Annotated in this window: 24 protein-coding genes and 2 tRNA genes; 8 read left to right on the top strand and 18 right to left on the bottom strand. The window is 42.9% G+C overall.

Features of this window, described 5'->3' with window-relative positions; translation table 11 throughout:
• Positions 1–337: 337 nt before the first annotated feature.
• From ACBR23_RS25435 to ACBR23_RS25425, 3 genes are all read left to right on the top strand, one after another.
• A complete protein-coding gene (locus ACBR23_RS25435) occupies positions 338–1,360 on the top strand; it encodes an SGNH/GDSL hydrolase family protein (protein ID WP_371120638.1) in 1,023 nt (340 codons plus the stop codon).
• Between the two features lie 84 nt (positions 1,361–1,444).
• Positions 1,445–3,595: a hypothetical protein gene (locus tag ACBR23_RS25430; RefSeq protein WP_371120639.1), complete on the top strand. Its 2,151-nt coding sequence runs from the start codon at positions 1,445–1,447 to the stop codon at positions 3,593–3,595.
• A gap of 7 nt (positions 3,596–3,602) precedes the next feature.
• Positions 3,603–5,447 (top strand): DUF6798 domain-containing protein, encoded by a 1,845-nt coding sequence (locus ACBR23_RS25425; protein ID WP_371120640.1) that lies wholly within the window; start codon positions 3,603–3,605, stop codon positions 5,445–5,447.
• A gap of 117 nt (positions 5,448–5,564) precedes the next feature.
• Here the strand turns inward: ACBR23_RS25425 and ACBR23_RS25420 are convergent, their stop codons facing one another.
• The 4 genes from ACBR23_RS25420 to rfbC form a co-directional block, all read right to left on the bottom strand.
• Positions 5,565–6,539: a glycosyltransferase family 2 protein gene (locus ACBR23_RS25420; RefSeq protein ID WP_371117385.1), complete on the bottom strand. Its 975-nt coding sequence runs from the start codon at positions 6,537–6,539 to the stop codon at positions 5,565–5,567.
• Between the two features lie 155 nt (positions 6,540–6,694).
• Positions 6,695–8,443: a hypothetical protein gene (locus ACBR23_RS25415; protein WP_371120641.1), complete on the bottom strand. Its 1,749-nt coding sequence runs from the start codon at positions 8,441–8,443 to the stop codon at positions 6,695–6,697.
• Between the two features lie 127 nt (positions 8,444–8,570).
• Complete coding sequence (rfbD, locus tag ACBR23_RS25410) at positions 8,571–9,443, bottom strand: dTDP-4-dehydrorhamnose reductase (protein WP_371120642.1); 873 nt, start codon at positions 9,441–9,443, stop codon at positions 8,571–8,573.
• A gap of 3 nt (positions 9,444–9,446) precedes the next feature.
• Entirely contained in the window at positions 9,447–9,992 is a 546-nt protein-coding gene (rfbC, locus tag ACBR23_RS25405; RefSeq protein WP_371117382.1) for a dTDP-4-dehydrorhamnose 3,5-epimerase, read from the bottom strand.
• Positions 9,993–10,041: 49 nt separating this feature from the next.
• On the opposite strand from rfbC, the gene ACBR23_RS25400 reads away from it, so the two are divergent.
• Positions 10,042–10,722: a methyltransferase gene (locus tag ACBR23_RS25400; protein WP_341737544.1), complete on the top strand. Its 681-nt coding sequence runs from the start codon at positions 10,042–10,044 to the stop codon at positions 10,720–10,722.
• A 90-nt stretch (positions 10,723–10,812) separates the two neighbouring features.
• Here ACBR23_RS25400 and ACBR23_RS25395 read toward each other — a convergent pair whose 3' ends face one another.
• The 3 genes from ACBR23_RS25395 to ACBR23_RS25385 all read right to left on the bottom strand — a co-directional run bounded on the left by ACBR23_RS25395 (position 10,813) and on the right by ACBR23_RS25385 (position 13,091).
• Positions 10,813–11,274, bottom strand: coding sequence for a peptidoglycan-binding domain-containing protein (locus tag ACBR23_RS25395; RefSeq protein ID WP_341737545.1), 462 nt, complete (start codon positions 11,272–11,274; stop codon positions 10,813–10,815).
• A 39-nt stretch (positions 11,275–11,313) separates the two neighbouring features.
• A complete protein-coding gene (locus tag ACBR23_RS25390) occupies positions 11,314–11,952 on the bottom strand; it encodes a ThiF family adenylyltransferase (RefSeq protein ID WP_371120643.1) in 639 nt (212 codons plus the stop codon).
• A gap of 311 nt (positions 11,953–12,263) precedes the next feature.
• On the bottom strand, positions 12,264–13,091 hold the full coding sequence (locus tag ACBR23_RS25385) for a hypothetical protein (RefSeq protein WP_371120644.1): 828 nt from the start codon (positions 13,089–13,091) through the stop codon (positions 12,264–12,266).
• Between the two features lie 187 nt (positions 13,092–13,278).
• On the opposite strand from ACBR23_RS25385, the gene ACBR23_RS25380 reads away from it, so the two are divergent.
• The gene (locus tag ACBR23_RS25380; RefSeq protein WP_371120645.1) at positions 13,279–13,671 is read left to right on the top strand and encodes a DUF4189 domain-containing protein; all 393 of its coding nucleotides are present in this window, start codon (positions 13,279–13,281) and stop codon (positions 13,669–13,671) included.
• A gap of 209 nt (positions 13,672–13,880) precedes the next feature.
• On the opposite strand, the gene ACBR23_RS25375 is transcribed toward ACBR23_RS25380, so the two are convergent.
• The gene (locus tag ACBR23_RS25375) at positions 13,881–14,216 is read right to left on the bottom strand and encodes a hypothetical protein (protein ID WP_371120646.1); all 336 of its coding nucleotides are present in this window, start codon (positions 14,214–14,216) and stop codon (positions 13,881–13,883) included.
• Positions 14,217–14,493: 277 nt separating this feature from the next.
• Here ACBR23_RS25375 and ACBR23_RS25370 point away from each other — a divergent pair, with 277 nt between their 5' ends.
• On the top strand, positions 14,494–14,748 hold the full coding sequence (locus tag ACBR23_RS25370) for a DUF433 domain-containing protein (protein WP_371120647.1): 255 nt from the start codon (positions 14,494–14,496) through the stop codon (positions 14,746–14,748).
• A gap of 86 nt (positions 14,749–14,834) precedes the next feature.
• Here the strand turns inward: ACBR23_RS25370 and ACBR23_RS25365 are convergent, their stop codons facing one another.
• The 10 genes from ACBR23_RS25365 to ACBR23_RS25320 form a co-directional block, all read right to left on the bottom strand.
• Entirely contained in the window at positions 14,835–15,461 is a 627-nt protein-coding gene (locus ACBR23_RS25365; protein ID WP_371120648.1) for a Uma2 family endonuclease, read from the bottom strand.
• A 63-nt stretch (positions 15,462–15,524) separates the two neighbouring features.
• Positions 15,525–15,935 (bottom strand): type II toxin-antitoxin system prevent-host-death family antitoxin, encoded by a 411-nt coding sequence (locus ACBR23_RS25360; RefSeq protein ID WP_341737551.1) that lies wholly within the window; start codon positions 15,933–15,935, stop codon positions 15,525–15,527.
• Positions 15,936–16,119: 184 nt separating this feature from the next.
• Complete coding sequence (locus tag ACBR23_RS25355) at positions 16,120–17,577, bottom strand: hypothetical protein (RefSeq protein ID WP_371120649.1); 1,458 nt, start codon at positions 17,575–17,577, stop codon at positions 16,120–16,122.
• A gap of 163 nt (positions 17,578–17,740) precedes the next feature.
• Complete coding sequence (locus ACBR23_RS25350) at positions 17,741–18,247, bottom strand: hypothetical protein (protein WP_371117372.1); 507 nt, start codon at positions 18,245–18,247, stop codon at positions 17,741–17,743.
• A gap of 83 nt (positions 18,248–18,330) precedes the next feature.
• Positions 18,331–18,399: transfer RNA gene (locus tag ACBR23_RS25345), tRNA-Leu, on the bottom strand.
• Positions 18,400–18,449: 50 nt separating this feature from the next.
• Complete coding sequence (locus ACBR23_RS25340; protein ID WP_371117371.1) at positions 18,450–19,142, bottom strand: hypothetical protein; 693 nt, start codon at positions 19,140–19,142, stop codon at positions 18,450–18,452.
• Between the two features lie 273 nt (positions 19,143–19,415).
• Positions 19,416–19,482 (bottom strand) — tRNA-OTHER (locus ACBR23_RS25335).
• A gap of 493 nt (positions 19,483–19,975) precedes the next feature.
• A complete protein-coding gene (locus tag ACBR23_RS25330) occupies positions 19,976–20,176 on the bottom strand; it encodes a hypothetical protein (protein ID WP_340517046.1) in 201 nt (66 codons plus the stop codon).
• A 121-nt stretch (positions 20,177–20,297) separates the two neighbouring features.
• Positions 20,298–20,498, bottom strand: a complete 201-nt coding sequence (locus tag ACBR23_RS25325; RefSeq protein ID WP_371117369.1) for a radical SAM protein — start codon at positions 20,496–20,498, stop codon at positions 20,298–20,300.
• A 418-nt stretch (positions 20,499–20,916) separates the two neighbouring features.
• Positions 20,917–21,885 carry a GNAT family N-acetyltransferase gene (locus ACBR23_RS25320; RefSeq protein WP_371117368.1) on the bottom strand — a complete coding sequence of 323 codons (969 nt, stop codon included), beginning with the start codon at positions 21,883–21,885 and terminating at the stop codon, positions 20,917–20,919.
• A 234-nt stretch (positions 21,886–22,119) separates the two neighbouring features.
• Between ACBR23_RS25320 and cpeB the strand changes: the two genes are divergently transcribed.
• On the top strand, positions 22,120–22,674 hold the full coding sequence (gene cpeB, locus ACBR23_RS25315; RefSeq protein WP_096830782.1) for a C-phycoerythrin subunit beta: 555 nt from the start codon (positions 22,120–22,122) through the stop codon (positions 22,672–22,674).
• Positions 22,675–22,750: 76 nt separating this feature from the next.
• Positions 22,751–23,245, top strand: coding sequence for a bleomycin hydrolase (locus ACBR23_RS25310; RefSeq protein WP_371120651.1), 495 nt, complete (start codon positions 22,751–22,753; stop codon positions 23,243–23,245).
• The last annotated feature ends 331 nt before the right edge of the window (positions 23,246–23,576 follow it).

Here is a 23,576-nt window from a genome sequence, read left to right as displayed (position 1 = left end):
GGCCAAACCCTGTCACAGACTACTGTTTGACGATTAAGGCCAGATCCCCCCTAACCCCCCTTAAGAAGGGGGGGACAGGAGTCCGATCAAAGTCCCCCTTCCCCCCTTGGGGGGGGCTAGGGGGGGGGTGGGGATTTAGGGGGATCTAGACTCAGGTAAAAACCAGATTTCTCAAGGCTTTCAGGCTTAAGTTGACACCTATGCCCCCCCTACCCCCCCCCAAGGGGGGAAAGAAGAACTTTTCCCCAGGGGGAAAGAAGAACTTCTCCCAAGGGGGAAAGAAAAAGATATAGCTCTTCCTTCGCGCTCTTTGTTTCTTCGCGGTTCGTTCAAAAATATGAATAAAAATCTTGCTAAAAACTTTGTTTTCAGATTAATAACCTATCTAATTTTTCCCATATTTCTATCTGTCGGTAGTGCAGAAATTGTCTTACGGGTTGCGGGATACAAACCCTGGCAAAGAGAAAATGTTGATGTTGCAGTTGAACCCAAAGGTAATTTTTTTACTCAGGATTCTGAACTTGGCTACAAGCATTTGCCAGGAACGTTTAAAGTAACACTTAACGGCAATTACTCATTTAATGCTACTCACTTAAACAATAGTTTAAGAATCACGCACCCTCTGAATACTTACAATTTACCGTCAAAAAAACCAGAAATTTGGATATTTGGCTGTTCTTTTACCTACGGTTGGTCCTTGAATGACAGCGAAACTTATGCTTGGTTGCTACAGGAGAAATTACCACAATATGAAGTTGTCAATTTTGGTGTTAATGGCTATGGAACTATCCACTCGTTGATTCAGTTTAAACAAGCGCTTAAGCAAGGAAATAAACCGAAAATTGCTGTGATTGCCTATGCGGGTTTTCATGACAGACGCAATACTTTTTCGAGGGCGAGAAGAAAGCAATTGGCTGATTGGAATAAACTCGGTGTTTTGTTTCAGCCTGATGCTAGGCTGAGTAAACAACAGGGTTTTACCTATACTATGGCACAACTTGATTATCATGAGTTGCCGTTGATGCGGGTGTCGGCTTTAGTGAATTTTCTGGAGGTTAATTACAATCTATTTGAGGAGGAATTTTACAGAAGCCATGAGGTTTCTAAGGCAATTATTGCAGAGTTTAACCGTTTGGCTAAGGCGAATGGGGTGAAGTTGGTGGTTGCGGGTATTAACCCTGGTTCTGCTAAAATGTTGGCGGAGTTGAATGGGGAGGGTATTGCGACTGTGGATATTTCTGTTGATTTGAAAATACCGGCTAATAATAATTTACCTCATGATTTGCATCCAAGTGCGATCGCTAATCGGCAATATGCAGAAAAGTTGGAAGGTTTTTTAGAAGCTAATTTTTTAAATTAAGTTAAGGAACCGCGAAGGCGCAAAGGGTACGAAGGAAGAGGGAAGAGGAGGTTTGGGTGTTATTTATTTGGGGTGGCTAGGTTGATGAGGTTATTTGATTGGGTTTTTTTTAAGTGGAGTCGCAAGTCTCTGGGTGATGGGTTTTTCCTGTTGTTACTTGTGGGGGTGACGGTTGTAGTAACGTCTATTTATGTTTCTAGCGAACGTACTTTTTATTGGTGGGATTATGCTGGTTATAATAATGCTACAGTGGAACTTGTTAAGTCTTTTCGGGAATCGCCAGATAAGGCATTACGTGCAGTTATAGAATCGCTGGCTAAGGAGAAGAATCTTTTGATTTCGTTGCCTTTAGTGCCTTTTTTGCTATGGTTTGGTGATTCTCGCTTGAGTTATATTCTCAGTGTATCTCTGATTTATGTGTTGCCGTTTCGTTTGTTGTTGGGGGCGATTTCTGCTAAGCTAATTCCTTTCGATTCGCGCCTGGTGTTTTGGTCAACTGTAGCGATTAGTTTGCTGATTCCGATGAGTTGGATTCCGACTTTACGCGGATATCTGGATACTGGTGGTTGTGTTTTTTTAGCTTTGGCAATTTTAGTTTATCTGCATGATATTAAGCTAAAATATTGGTGGCAAATTCTGTTGATTGGCGGTTCGCTGGCTATGGCGATTTTGTTTCGGCGACATTTTGCTTATAGTGCGATCGCCTTTTTTGGTGCTGCTATATTTCAGTATTTAATCGAGTTTATTTTAACCTATAAAAGTAGGCAAAGTCAAGCTATATTTTTGTTGTTAATTTCTGGGGTTAAGTTGGGTTTGATTGCGGCAACTAGCTTGGCTGTTTTAATGCTGGTGGCGGGAGATTTTACTCGCAGTGCTCTGACGGTTGATTACCGCAATTTATATTTGGCTTGGAGTTTGTCGGTTCCTGATATTTTAACTCGTTATGCTTCTTTTTATGGTTTGGGAACTTGGCTGTTGGTTGTGATTGGTTTTTCGGCGGGAATGATGACGGGGATTCTGGTTGGTGAGGCTGTGGTTTTTGTTGGGATATTTGGGGTTTTGTCACTGATTGAATGGCTGTTGGTCTTGCGTTATGGCTATTTGCACTATACAATTCATGTTACACCGATCGCACTTTTAGGGTTATCGGCATTTTTCTGGACAACTTGGCTGACACTCCAAGGCAAAGTTCGATATTTGATGCTGGGTGTAGCTGGTTTGTATCTGACTGTGAATGCAGTTTTGGGGTTGATTCCGCTGAAGTTTGATTTTTCCGCGCCGTTTGTGGCTAGTTTTGGGCCTTTAGTGCGATCGGATTATGGCGAAGTGGTAAAGTTAGTTGAGTTTCTGAGAAAAATTGCGCCCAATCAGGAACCAATTTATATTGCTGGTGCTTCTAATAGTTTTAATGCTAATATTCTTAAACAAGCTAACCGTAAGTTGAACCCGCCGGAGGGTTGGTGGAAATTAAACACTCTTGGTAGGCCATTAATTGACTCTCGCGATACTTACCCGCTACCGGAGTTGTTGATGTCGCAATATGTGGTGGTTGCTACGCCTTTTCAGCAGGTGTTGCTGAGTGATGAACAGGTTTTGCGCCCAGGGGAACAAGATGTTGTTAAAGTTGTCTATGATGCTTTTACTCAAAATTGGGAAATTTCCCGTGATTTTGAGCTTTTACCCGAACAGTTTCAGCTAGAAAATGGTGTCCTAGTCAGAGTTTACCGGAGAATGCGCCCAAGTGCGATCGGCACAGCCATCAAAACCCTTCACGCGATGCAGCAGCAAATAGGCGAAAAACCAGGCACTCAATTAGATTGGATCAGCTTAAATCAGTCTGTTTATACCAGCCCTAATTATTCTGTTACCAAAGAAGCTCATAACTTATATCATATTGTAACTCATCCCATTAAAAATTCCCAGCAAATTGATACATCATTTTTATATTTAGGTTCCCTTTCCGCAAAAAATACAATCCTAGGCCAACTTAATTTACCTAACAAACAATGTCAGGGAGTTTTCCTGCGGTTGACTTTGTGGAACAATCAAGGTAAATTAATCAACTCCAGTGAAACAGTTTATAATTCAACTGCTTTACCCAAATTAAATCTATTAGTTGAAGGAAAAAATCCCAATTATTTACTCCTGGAGGTATTGAGTACCAATAAACAAGATTTAACCAACCAATGTCAACTGGAAATTAACAATTTAGCCATCTCAACTCAAAAAAGTTGAACCGTCAATGCAGAAATCTCAAAAATCCAACTGGTATTTTAACTTATCCATCTATACCTTTGTCATCATCGGTGCGTTGATAGCAACAGGCTATCAATTTCCCCTAGGAGGCAACTTTCCCGAATTGCCACAAATCCAACATCTCCTAAATCCTGAACTCTATAAAAATGACTATCATGTTCAGGAAATGGTTAAATTTAATCCCAGATACTACTATTATCATATCATTTATTTATTGGCAAGTCTAGGGTTAAGTATTCCCTTAGTGCATTTTATTTATCAATTCCTAGCCTTTGGTTCAGTTGTCCTAGCTTGCCACGCAATTATCAACATATATACTAAGGCAAAATTGCCCGCAGCAGCCCTGACTTTTTTCTGCTTAGCATCCTCATTTACAGATGTTGGGAACACGCTGATATTTTCTACCAAATCCGTTCCCAGTACCTTTGCAATGGGTTTAGCAATCTGGGGGATTTACTTTAGTTTGCGTCAGAAATGGCTGACAGGATATTTTTGTTTTGGACTAGCTTGTTTGTTGCAATTTTTAGTCGGTTTGTTGCCGGGGTTAATGATGATGCCTGTGCTGATTATCGAATCTGTAAAACAGCGAAGATTCAAAAATCTAATTTTGGCGATCGCACTTTTAGGCACCATGGCAAGTATCGTTTATTTACCGATGTTGCTAACAGGTACTACTGGCACTCATACTATCAATAATGCCGACTTTGTTTACATTCACGCAAAAATTCGCAATCCTCACCACATCCTCCCTTCCAATTGGAATGTGGGCAACAATTGGTTAAACTTTATATCTTTGATGATTGGTGGTTTACTTTGCATCAACAATACAAATGAACTGCGAAAAGAAGACAAAATTAACTTTGCGATAGTCATTGCTACATCAATTTTTGCATTAGTCTTAAATTACCTATTTGTGGAAGTTTACCCGCTGGCTTTGATTGCAAAACTCCAGTTAGCGAGAACAGTACCTTTTGCTCAAATAATGATATTCATTCCTGTGAGTTTGCTAGTCGAGAGACTTTACCAAAAACAACAAATAGCGATGTTTTTTTTACTGTTAATTATCTTCACTTTACCCAACCGAGGTATTTTATTTCTAGCATTATTCATATTTTTATTAATTTTCCAAAACCCCAAATATACCATTGCTAAACGCTACACTATTTTGCCCTGGATTTTTACCACAGTCACCTTGATTTTCAGCTTGATATATCCACTGACTAATTCAGGAGAAATAATAGAGAGGATAATTAGCATACCTGTTTTATTTTCAATTCTAGCGTTTCCCTTCATCTTAGAAAAACTCTCAATTCCTACAGCAATCAAACAAGCAGCTACTTATCTATTAGCTTTGGTAGCTACCAGCATTTTAGTTTTAGGAATAGCCGGAATTATCCCCAAACCAATGTTAGATGTATTTCAAACTAGAATTAATATCAATGCCATTCCCCAAGACGACTTAAACCAATTAGCCCTACGCTTCTCAAAAACTAGCAGTCAAGATGCACTGGTATTAATTCCACCATCTGTCACCAGTTTTCAATACTTTTCCCAAAGAGCAATTGTAGTCAATTTCAAGAACTTTCCCTTGACAGAAACAGGTATCAAAGAATGGCAAAATCGCATGGAAAGCGTGTTAGGAGTCCCCTTGAATCCGCAAATGATTTGGGGAGGAAATGACTTATTCAGCCGCCGCAATAGTAAGGATTTAGTCGAAGTTGCGAGAAAATACCGCGCCGATTATATCCTAACTCGTAGTGACTGGCATCCCAATATTCAAGGGGAAATCACAGATAAACAAGGCAAATGGATACTGTATAAAATTAGGTAATGGGGAATCGGGAATCGGGCTACCCCCCCCTTGGGGGGAAGTAATGGGGAATCGGGAATCGGGCTACCCCCCCCTGCCCCCCCAAGGGGGGAAGTAATGGAGGGGTGACTTCTTCCTTCAAATATCAATATTAGAATCATCAATAATTTCACAAATCTGCTTATCCACATAATCAGCATTCACATTTCGCGCCATCAACTCGGCCAAAATCCCCAGCGAAATTAACTGTACCGACATGATTGTACACAAAATCCCAAAAAATAACAAAGGTCGATTCCCGATCGGACCAAAATTCATCCCTCCCAAATTCAAAAACCAAATCACAATCAAATAACTCAGTGAAACAGTCCCAATCAAGCCAAAAAACAACCCTAAACCCCCAAACAAATGACCCGGTTTCTGTAAATAATGCGTCGTTGCCAACACCGTCAACAAGTCCAGAAAACCCCGTGCATAACGTTCCCAGCCATAATTAGATTTTCCATGTTTGCGGGAATGGTGTTCGACAACCACTTCCCCAATTTTAAAACCCAAATTGTTGGCTAAAGCCGGAATGTAGCGGTGCAATTCTCCATACAATTTAATAGATGCTAAAACTTCCTGGCGATAAGCTTTAAAACCGCAATTCATATCGTGCATTTGTACGCCAGTTACCAAACACGCCACCGTATTAAACAACTTGGAAGGTAAAGTTTTAGAAATTGGATCGTTCCGCTGTTTTCGCCAACCCGAAACTAAATCAAATCCCAATTCCAAATGGTCTAAAAATCTAGGTATTTCCGCCGGATCATCCTGAAGATCCGCATCTAGAGTAAAGATTATTCTGCCTGATGAATTGCGAAATCCGGCGGCAAGGGCGGCTGATTTGCCAAAGTTGCGACGCAGTTTAATGGCTTTAATTAGTTTGGGATTATTCCTGGCTAAATCTATGATTTCTCGCCAAGAATAGTCGCGACTACCGTCGTCTATGAAAATTACTTCGTAATTGTCTATTCTGGTTTGGGTCATCACAATTTGAATTTTTTCAAACAGCAATTTTAGGGTTGCTTCTTCGTTGTGAACGGGGATGACGAAACTAAGGTGTTTTTGCATATTTTTTTTACCGCAGAGGGCGCAGAGAGGGGTTTTTGGGTGGGTTTTTAATTTTTATTGATGGTTTGTGAATTTCGCAGGCCTATTTTTTTTTACCGCAGAGGGCGCAGAGGGCGCAGAGAGGGAGATTTGAGATGGTGTTTTTGGGTTGGTTTTTAATTTTTATTGATGGTTTGTGAATTTCGTAGGGCTACCCAGCCTTGGCGGTTTTTGAATGATGCGTAGGCTGTTAAGAATTTGTCGGTTGGTGATGTCTGAATGTAGCCTCTCCAAGCTGCGGATGCGTAGGATGGGCCAAATAAATTAACTAAATCGGGGCGGGGAAATCCTGACATGGCGAAACCTCGAACGACATTTTCTTGGTTGAGGATGGCTATACATTTTACATTGTTTTCTGGGTCTCCTATCCAGCCAATTACTCTGCCGGCACTTGGTGCGAGTTTTGTGATTATATCAAAGTATCCTGGTACTCCGTCTTTGGGGGCTGATAGTAAGTTTGGATCTATTTTTGTATCTAGTGGTGCACAGAAGTTTTGTTGTTTAATGTCTCGGTTAAATGGCACTAAGTTATGAGTTTTTAAGGCATCGATTAAGCCGATGAAAGCTGCTGGTCTGTTGCCTACTTTTTCTTTAATTAATGTGACATCGGTGATACCTAATTGTAATGATAATGCGACTAGGGGTTGATAGGTTGCTCTCTGGGCGATCGCACTTGCTATGTCTCCTCCCACGCCGTACATTAATACGATCGCTATTGTGGTGATTCCTAACAGCGATGTCAGCCAACGTGTTTGGATTCTGGGAGTTAGTTGTGATTGGCGTACCCACAATACCGTGAGGACAATGGTGCTCATCCAAAACAGTGCCGGGAGTGTGGCGTAGCGGGAAGCTGTGGCTTGTTCGACTCCAAATCCCGATCGACTAACGGCGGCCATTAACGCTGTTTGCAAGGTGTAAATCTGGATTGATAGCCAAGGTAGCCACTCGGTGCGATCGCTCTTTTTGCCAAACAACCAATAACCAACAAAACTCGTTACAGCTATCAAACCAATGATGCCAATAATTGAGGCAATCGCAATATTTTCGCTAAAAATTCCGCCTAAATAAGTAGGAATATATTCAATAAATTTCAGCGGGTTTATTTTGGTTAAAGAAGGGTGATGAGCGGGGGTTTTATAAGTCAAAAAATAAGTCCCAACCACCGCAATAGAAACACCAAAATACAAATAAATAACTTGTCTAGGAAAGCGCAACACTATAGCAGCAGCACACAATATTGGCCACAAAGCTAAAGGAGTGCTGTAACTAATACAACCTAAAATACCAAAAATAATGCTACCAATTACCCACTTATCTTGTAACGAGGATAAGGAGGGCGGCTGCACCGCAGTTACGGACAAATTTTTCGCATAGGATTGCAAACAAAATATCGCACAAATTACAAATAAATTAGCTATTATCCAATGTACACCACTAAATCCCCGCATCCAATTATGAGCCGCTGCGGGACTAAAATTAAAAATAGAAATAGCAAATATAATAAAGATAAATTGCACCGGAAAACGGCTAAATTTCAAAGGTAGCAAAGCGATTAATACGTGGCACTGGATTAAAGCCAAAAACCAGGCAAATACACATAAACCGATATTTGAACCTTGGGTAATAACTATATTCAAGGCATAGATAATTGCTGGAATCAAGACAAAATGCTCGTTGGCACGAAATATCCAATTCAAAGGATTAGTGGCAAAACCATCGACTGAATAGAAATTCCATGTCATCCACCAATAGTCAAAATTAGATAAATCTCCGGCTTGCGATATCAGGTACAAAATATAGGAAGCTGGTATGATAATCCCTAGAACTGATGCACCAATTAAAACATATTGTGGCTGGAATTTCATCGGATTTTGAAACACGAATGGTGTTGACTTACAACGGGGCTGTTGCATTTTTTGTAGGGGCGAAACTTAGTAGGTGAGGGTAGGCACGCACCATCCACTAACCCTACCAAACTCGCCCCCTCAATTTTTATTTGACTTCTCTTGCCAGCATTTGCCGGAGGGATTCCCGCCAATAGGGAGGATGTGTGCCGAGAATTCCTGATATTTTCACAGGTGAAAGGACAGAAAAAGCCGGACGTTTTGCAGGTGTTGGATATTCCGCTGTTGTAATCGGAATTACCCGCTGAATTTTTAGCGGAAAGCCCATTTTTTCTGCTTCTTCAAAAATGGCGATCGCAAAATCATACCAACTACAAACTCCGCTGTTTGTATACTGGTAAGTTCCGAAAATTTCTGGTTTAATCTCAGGAATTATCTGGGAAATTGCCGCCGCTAAATCTCCTGTCCAAGTAGGACTTCCGATCTGATCGGCGACTACTCGAATTTCTTCCCTGTCTTTGCCCAGCCTCAGCATGGTTTTCACAAAATTACCTTTGCCACCGTTGCCATAAACCCAGGCTGTTCTAATAATAATGTGCCGATTTCCGGCTTGTCTAATTGCTTCCTCACCGGCTAATTTTGACTTGCCGTAACTTCCCAGGGGATTGGTAGAATCTGTTTCTCGATAAGGATAACCCTGGCTGCCATCAAATACATAATCCGTGGAAATATGAATCAATGTTGCTCCCAGTTTTTCGCATTCTTCGGCAATAATGCCAGGGGCAATGCCGTTGACAGCCTGTGCTAATTCTGGTTCGGTTTCTGCTTTGTCTACAGCAGTGTAAGCGCCCGCATTGACAACTAAATGCGGTTGAATTTCAGCTATTGCTTGACGAATAGTTTCGGGTTGGGATAAGTCGAGACGAGCGCGATCGACTGCAATTACCTCTCCCGAAGATAATAAAACTGGCTGCAATTCTTGAGCGAGTTGTCCGCTACCACCTGTCAGTAAGATTTTCATTATCTAAAATACTTGAGCTCTTTTCAATGTTTGTCCGGCTTTGTCTTTAGCTGATAAAATTGGTTTGGCACCATCCAGCGGCCAATCGATCGCCAAATCTGGGTCATTCCAGAGGATACACCGCTCGTGACTTGGTGCATAGTATTCTGTAGTTTTGTACAAAACTTCCGCAGTTTCAGAAACCACTAAAAAACCGTGAGCAAATCCCGCCGGCACCCAAAGTTGCTGCTTATTTTCAGCACTCAGCATACAGCCCACCCATTGTCCAAAAGTCGGCGAGCTTTTTCTAATATCCACAGCGACATCAAAGATTTCTCCACTCACTACCCGCAGTAATTTGCCTTGAGGCTGCTGCAATTGGTAGTGCAATCCGCGCAGCACATTTTTAGACGATTTGGAATGATTGTCTTGAACAAAATCTGCCGTCACACCAGTTTTTTCTCCAAAAGCTTTGTGATTAAAACTCTCAAGAAAGAAACCGCGATCGTCTCCGAAAATTTTCGGCTCAATTATCAAAACTTCCGGTATTTCGGTAGATATAACGTTCATAGTTGCCTGGGATAGTGATAAAGTCATACTTACTGAATACTATCTTACTATGAAAGCTGACGGATATCTCAAAAAATTGTACGCTAATCGATTTGATTCCAGACAGATGGAAGCTAAGGTATTGCTTTGGAAAGTATTAATTGACGATTTTTTACAAAAATATGTTCCCTCGCAATCATCTATTTTAGATATTGGTGGGGGTTATTGCGAGTTTATAAATCAAATTCGGGCAGACGAAAAATGCTTAATTGACCTCAATCCTGATTCAAAAATATTTGCTAATCCTGATATTAAAGTGCTGAATATTGATGTTTTAAATTTAGGCGATCGCCCTTTGTTTACCGAACAGTTTGACCGCATTTTTATCTCTAATTTTTTTGAACATTTGAATAATAAAGAACAATTAGTCCAAATTATTTCATTTTGCTTTGATTCTCTCAAGTCCAACGGTTCTCTTTTGGTTATTCAGCCCAATTTCAAATATTCTTATCAGGAATACTACGATTTTATTGACCATCAATTACCGATTACGCACTTATCCCTCCAAGAGCTTTTAGAAACTGTTGGTTTTCAAATAGATTTGATGATACCGAGATTTTTACCATTTTCTACTAAAGGTAGACCAGCCTCGCCGTTGCTTTTGAAAATTTACTTGAAACTGCCTTTTTTATGGCAGTTTTTGGGAGGGCAAATGTTTGTCAAAGCATCTAAAAAATCCCTCGGCGGTTAAAACCGCCGCAGACTAAGAAATAAGGGAGTATTTGAGGGATGATTGATTAGCAAAACTGACTTAAGAAATTGTATTGCACGGTGCTTAAATTTACAAACTAGCAAATAGTCTGTCCCAAGTTTCTCCGCCGACAATTCCATCTACCGGAAGGTTAGCTTGTCGCTGAAATTTTTTCACCGCTGTCAGAGTTGTTGGGCCGAAAATGCCGTCAGCTACGATCGGCTGTGGGCACAAACCTCGCGCGTTTAATAATTTTTGCAGCTTTCTGACATCTTCTCCTCTCGATCCGTGTTTTAAAATCCTTTTGTGCGGTTTATGGGATTTTCTTTGGGGTTCGTGGCAATCATTTGTGCGGCAAACAGCGTCGCCGCTAGAAGCATAATTTGCTCCACCGACGCCCGTCAAAACTAATAGGGCTAGAACTGCTAGTAAAATAGAAAATGTCTGTTGTCCGACCATAATTTCCCTGTTAATTTTCTTAAGCTTATTTTGCGTGTTTGACGATCGCCTTTGAGAGTTAGAAACCTGATTTCTGGGAGAGAGGTATCTCATCTCATGCGATCGGGTTTCTGGCAATGGCCACTAGACATTCTACAATATAAGTGGTCTTACGGCAAAATCTTTGATCGTGCAAGTTAAATTTTGTTGCTCCTTGGTACCGACAAATGCCACCATTACTTCGCAAGCAACAGCAACTGTCAGCATCACTAAGTTTCTCAACAACGGGTAATCGCAAACGTCATCATTTGCCGGTGAGGGAACGCGATAGTGTTCGTTCCAAATTATTTCGGAGTAATCGGTGGCTAATCCTACATGGAGGCAAGGAACGGAGACACTTGCACAGTAATCCTTGACTGCTTGCCTTCCTACACTGTTATCAAAAGTATCAACGATCGCGGCGCTGTTGGCAAGTAGTCGATCGACATTGGCGGATGTCAATTCTTTTGAGTGCGCCTCTATTTTGACTCCCAAAGCGCGGTAAAGATTGTGGGCGAGAATTTTGGCTTTGAATGCGCCAACATCCGATCGATAATAGGGTTGAGTGGACAAATTGCGTTCTTCGATGCGATCGCGATCGACTACTGTTAATTGACCAAATCCCGATCGCGCCAAATTTTCTGTAATATTAGCACCCAAAGCACCGGCACCGCACACGGTAATAGGGAAGTTTTTAACCATGGACATCACTGATGATGTTCTGTACAATTGTTCGTGAAAAAAAATACTCATAGTGATTGGTGATTGGGAATTGGGAATTGGGCATTGGGTATTGGGAATTGGGGAACCCCCCCCTACCCCCCCCAAGGGGGGAATTGGGAATTTGGGAACCCCCCCCTACCCCCCCCAAGGGGGGAATTGGGAATTGGGAATTGGGCATTGGGAATTGGGCATTGGGGAACCCCCACCTACTGCCCCAAGGGGGGAATTGGGGATTGGGAATTGGGCATTGGGGAACCCCCACCTACTGCCCCAAGGGGGGTATTGGGCATTGGGCATTGGAATTAACACAAATAACCAATAACCAATAACCAATAACAAAATTATCTATCCTCGACTACACCAACTAAAGACTGCAAATCGAAGTTTCTGTCTAATCCACTCAGACAAATGCCAGCACTCATCACAGTCAAATCATCCTTAGCAATAGCAGAAGAATGTCTTTCACCAGTGCGGCTAGTCCATTCCACCAGCCAATAGTCATCGCGATCGCGAAAACCTTGTAATTCTCCTCCCCCCATGTGCAAAGCCCGCTGCAAGCGCTGTTCATCCCTAAATTTAGGGTCAGAATCTTTGATATTTTGTGTCACCAATTCATAAACAGTTGCCATTTCCGGTGTCATGCCTTTAAAGCGTATTTGTTGAGGCAAATTCAACTGTTTTAAAGCATCCCTTAATTCCTCAGCAGGCAGAGGGTCTGCCCGTCGATCTATTTCCTCAAACCACCAATAATGACCATCCCATCTAGCAACTATCGGCTCAAACTGCGAGCCTTCTGTTACGAGATGTACGGCTACGGGTTTAACAAAACCAGTACGCTGTTTTACATCAGATTCATTAACCGGATAAGCCAGCCAAGTTTGCCCTCTTAGTACATGAGCTAATTGCAAACGAACTGGCACAAGCAGTTGTAAATACTCTGTGACTTGTGCCAAATCTGGCTCTGCAACTAAGGCAGCATTTTTCTCATTTATTGGTTGAAAAATACCCCAGCCTTCAAAGTGGCGAGGCTGCGGTTGAAACCTGTAAATCATTCCATCTATCCTTGTCCGCACCCTTCCCCCTCCCACGCAAGGTGCGAGGAATTGGGTATCGAGGAGCTTTCCTGCTTGGGCGGCAAGTTGGTTGAGGATTTTGCGGATATCAGTCATCGGATTTTAGAGTTGAGATTTGGGATTTGAGATGAGACTTCTGGCCTAATTCTCGTGGCACAGGCCCGACAGCCTATTCAATACAACGTTTTTGGGAGATGACTATGGGGATATTGACATCCCTCGCGGGGGTGATTTAATATTGATTAAGAACAAAAATATAACTCTGTAAAGGCAGCCACTAAATATGTTTCAACAGCTATTTTCTAAGTGTGTTTTAGCGACTGTTTTGACAGTGCCACTCCTGTTATGTGCCCAGACAGCTCAAGCTCAGGATAAACACGGAGCTACGGCTTATTCTGCCACTTCTGATGCCACGGGTATTAGTTGGGATCATGCTACAGAACAAGAAGCACTAGATGCCGCAGTAGCCGCCTGCAATCAGCATAGTGGAGGGGCGAACGACTGCGAACCGCTGACATCCAACACTAATAACTGTGGAGCTATTGTCGTTGGGAAAGGAGGAGCTGGTGCCGGTTGGGGTGACGATAAATCAGCAGCAGAAGCTCAAGCTCTCGCTGCTTGCAGCGAATTACCAGGAGGCAGTTGTAAAGTCCAGCTTTCTGTTTGCAATAAATAATTAAACTTCTCGATTCTCGGATGTGTCAAGAGTATTCTGTGCTGTTAAATCATGCTGATGCAACAGTCAATAATATAACACTCGATTTACCATTCTGCTCCTAAAATTGTTTAAAAAAGAGTGAAATTTTAGAAAATTTAAAATTTCACTCTTTTTTATTTTTTATGAATTGTGATTGCATCTGTAAAGGTAGGTGCACTATTAGCACCTTATCCCGGATAATCTCCCATTTCAGAAGTAACTACATCGGGTTTTAGCAAACTTTCTAATCTATCTTTAGACCAATATTCAGTTGGATAAGCGACTGCAATAATATCCGAAAGTCGAATCAGCCAAGTGACTTGTCCATAAGAATCGTTATTTTCCCCGTGTTCGCTAGGGGGGACAATTACTAGAATTTCGGCAAACTCCTTGGATAAATTAATGGGGATGCCGCCGAAACTGCTATTATTTGTTTTCATCCAAACTTTACTGCCTCGATCGAGAGCTTCTTGCAGTCGTTGGGAGAGCAAACAGGATTTTTTGACCTTAGACTTTTTTGTCATAGTGCAAGCTCAAGTAGTTGTACTGTGTGTTAAGATCGAGGGCGATCGGCATTTTTACTCACTAAACCGACAAAAGCAAAAATGGCGATCGAACTCGCTGCTCCTTACTCTACTGTATAAGAAATTGACCGAGTGCGATCGGTATAAAAAATTAATTTTAAAACAGGGAAATCGCCCCTAGTCTTAATCGATATGCTTCCTCAGACATCTCTTGGTCTATGTGGCGATAAAATACAGTATAATTGGCTGCATATTCCCCAATCGTTTAAGCAAAAAAATGGACTGGCGAAAGCAAATTAATTTCGGCACTAAAAAAGTACCAGCCCAACCTGCGGTTCCAGAAACTCGGTTTTCTGTAGAATTTCTGCTAGGGCTGTTTGCTGCGGGATGGACGGAACAACAGGTGTTAGAAAAATATCCTGAACTCACTTCCTCCAAGTTGTGTGCAGTTCTAGCTACTGCTGATTCAAAGTTAGTATCATCTATAGCAAATCCTGAGTTACTAGAAATGATCGAGAGAACGATAGAATAATTGAAAATAGGGAAAAATAGGGAAAAGATTCTTACTTGAGGATATTGACGGAGATGTTTGGGAGTAAAGTACATCTCTAGCAGTTTTCAATTTCTACCTAAACTTTCTCTAACTCTTTCCCGAAACTCCAACACCGCCTCCAGCGGATCTGGTTGCTCCACATAATATGCTAGAAGTTCTAAATCTAAATCCGGCAACAATTCACTTTGGTGGATTTTTTCATATTCATCTCCTCGAAGATGATAAACCTCAAAGCGACGATTTTTCCAGAACCAAACCTCTCTAATTCCGAGCTTTTTGTAAACTGCTAACTTATCTACACCACCGCTGCTGAGTACAACCTCGATCGCCAAATCAGGAAACTCTTTCTCTGTACCGATACAATAGCACTCATCCGGTTCTGTACCGCCCTTTTTTGCTTGAATCCGAAAGGTAGTTGAACCCAATCCCCAAAACCGAGTCCGTGTTTCTTGAAAATATGCTTCTAGCAGCATACCAATATTGGTTTTATCTCGATCGTGACGGCGACTTGGGGTCATAATTTCCAGCACTTCATCTAAATAAGTAACTCGATACCAAGGACTATCTCCCAGTTGAGTTAGTAGTTGTTCATACTGTTGCCAACTTACCCCACTGGTAATAAATCTTTCCACTGGATCTTCGGTGAAAAGCTCTAATTCGGTTGCTAAATCTTTGATTAATATTGAAGTCACCAACTGCTCCTCCCAAATTTAGAGTATAGTAGAAGATTGTGATGTAAATATCTACCTAAAAAATTACGATTCTGTTTCTGTGAATTGTCGCTGATGCTGACGCATTCCTCCTAGCATAACTCGCTGTAGTTGTCGATCGCGATCGGTTTGTAAGCTGTTACTAGCGATCGCTACCTTATCCTCAGTATCATCCTCTTCATCAAGCCCAAATTTTTTGCAAATTTCATCGAGTGTCTGAGGTTGAACAACTCTTGCTTTAGCTCTCTTTAATGCTGTCAGTAAACGAGTTGCATTAACAGGCGATCGCAACAAATAAAGAGTTTCTAGCAAACTTTCTAATTCTGCCTTAGAAATCAAAATCGCATTTTTACCGTTAGGCCTATTAATAACTATTACTTCCCCAGTTTCAACAGCGCGATCGCAGAGATTTTCTAAATTTGCTTCAGCATCAGTGTATGTAATCTCATTTGACATACAATTCTAACTCCCACTAAATTTGCGAGCATTGCCCGCCAGCTTAACTGACGAGCCCTGCTCGATTATATCACTTATCAGAATTCATGGGTTTAAAACCCCCGCAGGTTGGTGTCATGTTTTTTCTATGGGGATTTACACCCCATAGAAAAAATCTCGCGCGACCTCTGTCAACTGTCAACTGTCAACTGTCAACTGTCAACTGTTTATCATCCCTGACCGGCAGGGTTGTATCTAGAATTTCCATCAACAATTCCAGCCGCGAAGGACGACTCAACATCGGCACTAAATTCGGTAGCGAATAGTAATCTCCGGCAAACGTAAAGGTTTCCACCGCTACTTGTTTGTCCTTCAATTGCTTCTCAACATAATTGCACCAAGCGCCAACTCGCACGATTACCACATCAGGAATTACTCCCAAACTGCGGCAGTAATTTTGATAAGCATCCGCCAAGTAAGGTGCAGAGTTTTCGCCTTCATCTGTGACTATGATGAATTGCTCAACTACCTGCTTTTTAATCCGCATTGCTTCCACCGCGCAACCGCAACTTGTGCCACCGCCAGCGCGAATGTGCTTGAATGCGCGTTCCCAATCTGTCAATTCGCTACCGTTTGCTTGCACTGGGTAGGGCATGGTGTCAAAGGCGTAGACGAACAGTGCAGCCTCGGAAATGCCGGATATCAAAGCAGCGAGACGTTTGCCTACTTCGATCGCGCTTTCCATACTTCCCGACTTGTCAATCAACAAACCCGTGGCTTTGGCAATTTTACCGCGCTTTTTCACCTGTTCGTTGGTAACTGCTTCCAGCTTCGCCACCGTTGCTGCGTCAAAGTTGGCGCTATCAGTTGCTACACTGGCTTTGTAAGCAGAAACCCGATCGCACTTTGCCGCTTCATCCAACTTGGCATCAATCAACAGCTTGACTTCCGGGTGATCCATCGCGCCGCGAGACTGGATGGATTTCAGGTTGTTGATGACTTCCTGCGGCGACATGGAGTTAATCAACGCGGCTAAAACTGTTGGTGTTAGCATTTTGATCGCACCAATGGCGATCGTATACGGAATCTTGTACTCAACAATCAAATTCGCTTGTTCCGCGGCTGTTGCAGCCTTAGCTAACCGCTTTAAAACGAAGGCTAGAGAGTCTTCTGGCGGATTGTTTTGGAACAGAATCGCCGACGCCCGATCGCTCGGTTTGACGTGTAAAGTCGCGTACAAGTGCTTCATCGCCTTGCGACTGCGGAGGGCGGCGCGATCGAAAAACTGCGGATTTTTTTCCCGCGATTTCAGATAGCGAGTGACAGCAGTGCGCGCACTCCGAGGCACCTTATTTTGGTGCTGCTTCATGAAGTCCACAATCCGCGAAACTTCGTAGGGAGGGAACTCTTGCAACATCATAAAACCAGCATCCCGGTGTTCCGTTAGCGCCGAAGTCAGCAAATTTCCGACAAAAACTTCCTTGTGGTCACGCACGTCGCCTTGACGCTGATACCACACCGCTAAATGACCGTAAAAAATCGGGTCTAATTCGACAATTAACTTGTGAATTTCTGCTACTTTTTCTAATTGGCGGTGAGGTGTTGTGAGCAGACTGTTGAGCATTTCTAAACGTAAATCTCGTTCTGCTGCATTCATATTCATTGGTTTTACCTAATATTTTGCACCTATTGCCTTAGTCCGCCAGGGATTGAAATCCCTGGCTCAAAGCTGAAGTCCTCTAAAGAGGACTGAAATGCGTTTTTCCGAATTTGTTTGCTGTGAGTTCTAAACAAAAACAAATATCTTTAGTCCTCTTCAGAGGACTTTAGCTATTAGACAGGGATTTTAATCCCTGGCGGACTGTTTCGGAGTCGAGTGACTTCAAATCTGGTTCAACCCAATGATTGCGGGCTTCTGAAGACATCAGTCGATCGCGCGTGTAATAGCGAAATGGTAAAGTGCGTGAAGCGGAGCTATCCCGTAGGGAATCGGCATATTTATCAATCAAACCGTTAGCCAGATGTACGATCGAGCGATTCCGGCTTTCATCGGCGAGATACTGGCGAACAATTCGCACCCAAAACAGCGTTAGAGTTTCGTGATATCCGCCATCTTTTGTGCTTTCAATTCCGTGAGCCGAGTTGTAACGTTTAATCCCATTCCGAATTGCATTTATTGCTTCTGTTTCTGAATCGTAAAACAGATACCACAGAGCAACTGTTAAATGCGCTTCGTGATTCCATTGATTTCGCGGCAGACTGCATTCTTGGAAGGCGTGAATCAGACTGTCTATCTCCTTGGGCGATCGGTAAATTATAGTTGTAGTTTTCATAATTTAATTCTCCTTTGTCACCACTTTCGGTTCTAAAAGTTATAAAAAAAAGCACTTCGCGCAAGTTAAAAAAGTCGTTGATTCACACACAGGATTTGAACCTGTATATACTCGATCTTAAGTCAAGCGCCTGACCGTTTGGCTAGTATGTAAACTTTCCCGATCGGGGCGCGAAGTGAAAATTTCGTGTGTACTAAAGACTTCAGTCCTTATTTTTAGCTAGTCGTTCCATAATGAACTTAATTTGCTTCTTGTTGCATTGACGTTTAGCCACAACGTACTTCTCCCGGTTGACAGAAGACTTATTTTTGGTTATCCCCAAGGGTTCAATATCTGCCAGCTCCATCGCATACCACAAATCATTTATTTTCTGATAATGATGATAAGCATCTATGAAAACAAAATCATCGGGCTTCTTTTCAGGTACTTTCTGAACTCTCTTAGCTAAGCAAAGAATTCCCGTCTCAGGATGGACATAAAGTTGCTTGTACCAATAACCAAGAGGAAGAGCTGTATTATAAAATTCACGACTTTTTCGATAAGGAACCCCATCAATTAACACCGCATTTCGTTCCACGTATTGCCATACATGAGAGACAATATGTTGCCCAGATAAGGTAGTGATATCTAGGATTCCACAGAGTTTGCTGTAAACATCATCCCAATACTCACCTACATGAGATTGCAGCCATTGGTACAGCGGCCCCAGACAATCGGAAAACCATTTGGTCTTTTTTCTCGGCTTAATTAAATAAGGGCTAAGCAGTCCATCTGTAGTAGCTTCTTCAGTTAGTTCGATCAGAGCTCTTTTTTGCCCTTTCACCTTTCTTGAGCTGATTCTCAGCCCTCCACGAGGGCGCTCGATCACATTTTCTGCTAAGCGATGTTCGCTCATAACTCCACTATTTATAATTATCAGAAGTTCCGCGCAAGTTGGGAAAGCATTTATGACATACCGATCGCTCTACCACTGAGCTACAGCCTCTCAAACGAGACTGGCAGGATTTGAACCTACGACTAATCGGTTTAATAGTGTGTAAGCGCTTTATCTGTTAGGGCGCAGAACAGGATTATCAAACATCGAAACTATTTACTAAATCCTTGTGTTTTTTTTGTCGATTGTTATAGCAGTGAAAGTCACTTCGTGCAAGTCAAAAAAGCCGTTGTTCATACGCAGGAGTTGAACCCGCAACCTTTTCTTTCAAGAGAAATGCTCTACCAAGAGCTAGTATGTAAGCTTCCTTTTTTAGGGCACGAAGTGTTTGTTTCACTACCTGACAGATACCCCGCACAAGTCATCAAAGCTTTTAACTATGTGCTCTATCCGTTGAGCTACATCCCCAAGATGGGGATGATAGGAGTCGAACCTATTACCTCTGGTTGAGAAAACCAAAAAGTGTGTAAGCTTCAACTGTTGGGGTGCGGTGTAGCTGTTGTTTAAATCTAAAAAATTCAGGTAGAAGAGGAGGCGCACAAGTCAGAGAAGCTATTTTTAAAACCCCTCTCCAAGAGGCGGAGAGGGTAGGAATCGAACCTACTGTACGATGTTTAGTCGAACGTTACCAGTTTGTAAGCTTCTTTAGTTGGGGTGCGCCGCCTAATAGCCGAGCCGAAATCCTGGTTAAATACCCCCTTTATTTCTTAGTCTGCGGAGGCAGACTTCGTTTGTATAGTTGCGGTTTTAACCGCCGAACCATCGAGGGGTAGCCAACTCAGGTAGCTGAATTTCTAGCCGTAAACGGCTTCTGGGCGCACAATTAAATCGCCCGAAGGACGGCGATCGAGCACGTAAGACTCGAAGCGATCGCCCTTAACATCAAAATGCTTGGCCAGACGTTCCTTAATGGCTTGTTCGCTCATTCCTGTCGCGATACCCAGTTGGTTTTCTGCCACATCATAGGAACGTCCTTCAAAACGAATGTGAACCATTACTGATACCTCCTTGAGCGATTTGAGATTTTGGATTTTGGATTGGTAGCCTGTCTGCTCTTTAGTCTGGCATTTCTTCTCTAAAAATTGCCCGTCGTATTTCCCCAAATACGGCGGAATTTTACTGAAACAAACGCCGTTCTAAGTGATAATTTTGTTGGATGTTGCGGATTTGTTCAGTCTGTTTGGCAGGTTCAGTTTTGGCAGAATTTTCCTGCTCTGAATCCGCTTTTTCTGCATTGGATTTAGGCTGATTAGGTACTGTTTCTGGCTCAGATCGAGGCAGTTTGTAACCTAAGATTGTGGTGTAAAGTAACAACATGACAATCTAGTCTCTGTTACAAGACTTTCAATTAGATGTTCCTTGAAATTTCGATTAGTTATTCAGTTTTCAAGGTTCAGAATTTTACGGAAAATACAGGTTTTTGCTTTTCCTGCCCTTTCCATATTTATATACTACACAGGTACTACAAAGGTGTCAAGGGGTTGGGAAAAGTTTTTTTTGTCAGGATTCGGGACTGGGTGCATCTCAATGAGTGCAAATATATTCGTAGGGGCGAAGCATGACGGCTGTAAATCTTTGGTGATCACTAATAAATTGTCTGCGGTCATGCTATAGCCATTACAAAATCGGGATGCTCCCTGGGGACTCGACGAAAGAAACTGGGTTTTTCACCTAATCTGTGGCTGTAGCGAAGTATTTTCGTCGATCAAACCCGGTTTCTAGACTTCCACAGGACTTATATCGATCGAAGTTCTTTGACATAGGCTATGGTATTGCGAATATTGTGGAAGCCTACAGATTCGTACAGTCCCAGGGCACCGGACTGATTATCGGCATCGACTCCGATAATGGCTGTTTCGATACCGACAGCTTTTAGCCGGTGCAAGCCAGCCAGCAACATTGCTCGTCCCAATCCGATGTTACGGAAGCCACGTCTTGTACCAAGGGACATGATCCAGCCTTCATTGCGACCGGTGCGATCGCACTCTTCGATACTGATTTCACAGTGACAAAATGCTGCGAAAGTGCCGTCAAGGGCGACTGCAATTAAGTCTAAATCCTTTCTGTAACTGGGTTTGGCTAAATCGTATTGGAATTGTTCTACTGTTAAATCGTGGTGGTTCCAGTGGTCGATAAATGATTGGTTGAACATTTCTACCCAAGCTTGGGCATCCTGTGCGCCCCGAAACTGACTGAGGGTGAAGCCTTTGGGGATTTTTGGTTCTGGGATTGGTTGAGAGATCGATCGCGCCATACGACAAAAATGGCGATCGGCCTTGAAACCGCAATTTGCTAGCAGAGAAATGCGATCGGTATTTTCCGCGCGCACCCACGATCGCAGTTTCACTGGTATACCTCGTTCTGTTTGCACTTCCCGCATCCGCTTTTCTCCCCAAGCCACTGCTAGGGTTTGAATATTGCCCGATCGCGCGATCGGGTGAACGCAAAACCACAGCCAACCGTCAATCATCTCCCCAGATCCAGAAATCGACAACTGAGCAAAACCGATGAGTTTTCCCTGACTGTCTTCCCAAATGCAGATATCGCGATTTTTGTCAAGGGATGGTTGATTAAATTTTTGTTGCAATTCGGAAATGGAAGTACCTTCTTCGAGGCGATCGACTTGTTCGCAAGTATGGATCAAATGGGCGATCGCCTGTAGGTCACTTTCATCCACGTAGGGTCTGATCGACACATTTAACATATATATAGTTGACGGTTGACGGTTGACTGTTTGAACAATACCGATGCCACCAGAAACGACATCAGTTAAACGAAAAAATGTAGTTTTCGCGACAAAAGTAACAAATTGTTACTTTGTTTCTCAGGAATGAGACAGAGACATCATCCCAGGGATATATTCAAAACCATCAAGTTCGTCACCAAGTTGACCAACTAAGATAAGAAATAAATTTTCGTCTAAGTTAAGGAGAACTCAATGCTTGACGCTTTTTCAAGAGCTGTAGTTTCAGCCGATGCCAGCACCTCCACCGTCGGTGATATTGCTGCCCTCAGAGCTTTCGTTGCCAGCGGCAACCGACGCTTGGATGCTGTAAACGCGATCGCCAGCAACGCTAGCTGCATGGTTTCTGACGCTGTTGCCGGTATGATCTGCGAAAACCAAGGCTTGATCCAAGCCGGTGGTAACTGCTATCCTAACCGCCGCATGGCTGCTTGCTTGCGCGATGCAGAAATCATTCTACGCTATGTCACCTACGCTTTGTTGGCTGGTGATGCTTCCGTTCTTGATGACCGTTGCTTAAATGGCTTGAAAGAAACCTACGCAGCTTTGGGCGTGCCCACCACCTCCACCGTGCGTGCCGTTCAAATCATGAAAGCTCAAGCCGCTGCTCACATCCAAGACAACCCCAGCGAAAAATTTGCTGGTGCTAAGTTGCGGAAAATGGGAACAATCGTAGTTGAAGATCGTTGCGCCACTCTAGTTGCCGAAGCTTCCAGCTACTTCGATCGCATCATTTCGGCACTGAGCTAGTCCATTGCTAATCGCAATTCGCTCAGCAAAATTGAAACTACGCTCACTGTCAAAATCACTTTAGGAGATTTAGGAAATGAAATCAGTTCTCACCACAGCTATCGCCTCTGCTGATGCAGCAGGCCGCTTCCCTAGCACCTCAGATTTAGAATCAGTCCAAGGTTCTATCCAACGCTCTGCTGCTCGTTTAGAAGCTGCTGAAAAGCTCGGCAACAACCTGGATTCAGTTGCTAAAGAAGCTTATGATGCTTGCATCAAAAAGTATCCTTACTTGAACGAAGCCGGTCAAGCTAACTCCACCGATACTTTCAAAGCAAAATGCCATCGCGACATCAAGCACTACCTGCGCTTGATCCAATACAGCTTAGTTGTTGGCGGCACAGGCCCTCTTGATGAATGGGGTATTGCTGGTCAACGCGAAGTTTATCGTGCTTTGAGCTTGCCTACTGCTCCTTACGTTGAAGCATTGAGCTTTGCTCGTAACCGTGGTTGCGCTCCTCGCGATATGTCTGCTCAAGCTTTGACTGAGTACAACGCTCTTCTTGACTACGCCATCAACTCCCTGTCCTAATTAATTAGCAGGTTTGTAATGTCGTGACTGGGTAATTTTTACCCCGACAAGTCTGGGAAATCTGGGTTCGTTGCATTACCAATTTTGGTAAGGTAAGAGTCAAGAATTCCTAGGCTTGTTATTTTGTTTTAATAGGCATATGCTAATTTCTATCAGGCATCGGGCACAGTTTCTTCCTGATTCCTTCTTCCTGATTCCTTCCCCCCTTGGGGGGGGGCTGGGGGGGGTTCTTCTTCCTGATTCATTCCCCCCTTGGGGGGGGGCTGGGGGGGGGTTCTTCTTCCTGATTCCTTCTTCCTGATTCCTTCCCCCATTGGGGCTGGGCTGGGGG

The organism is Microcoleus sp. (genome assembly GCF_041354475.1).
Classification (GTDB): domain Bacteria; phylum Cyanobacteriota; class Cyanobacteriia; order Cyanobacteriales; family Microcoleaceae; genus Microcoleus.
This window is presented reverse-complemented; position numbering and strand designations above follow the sequence as displayed.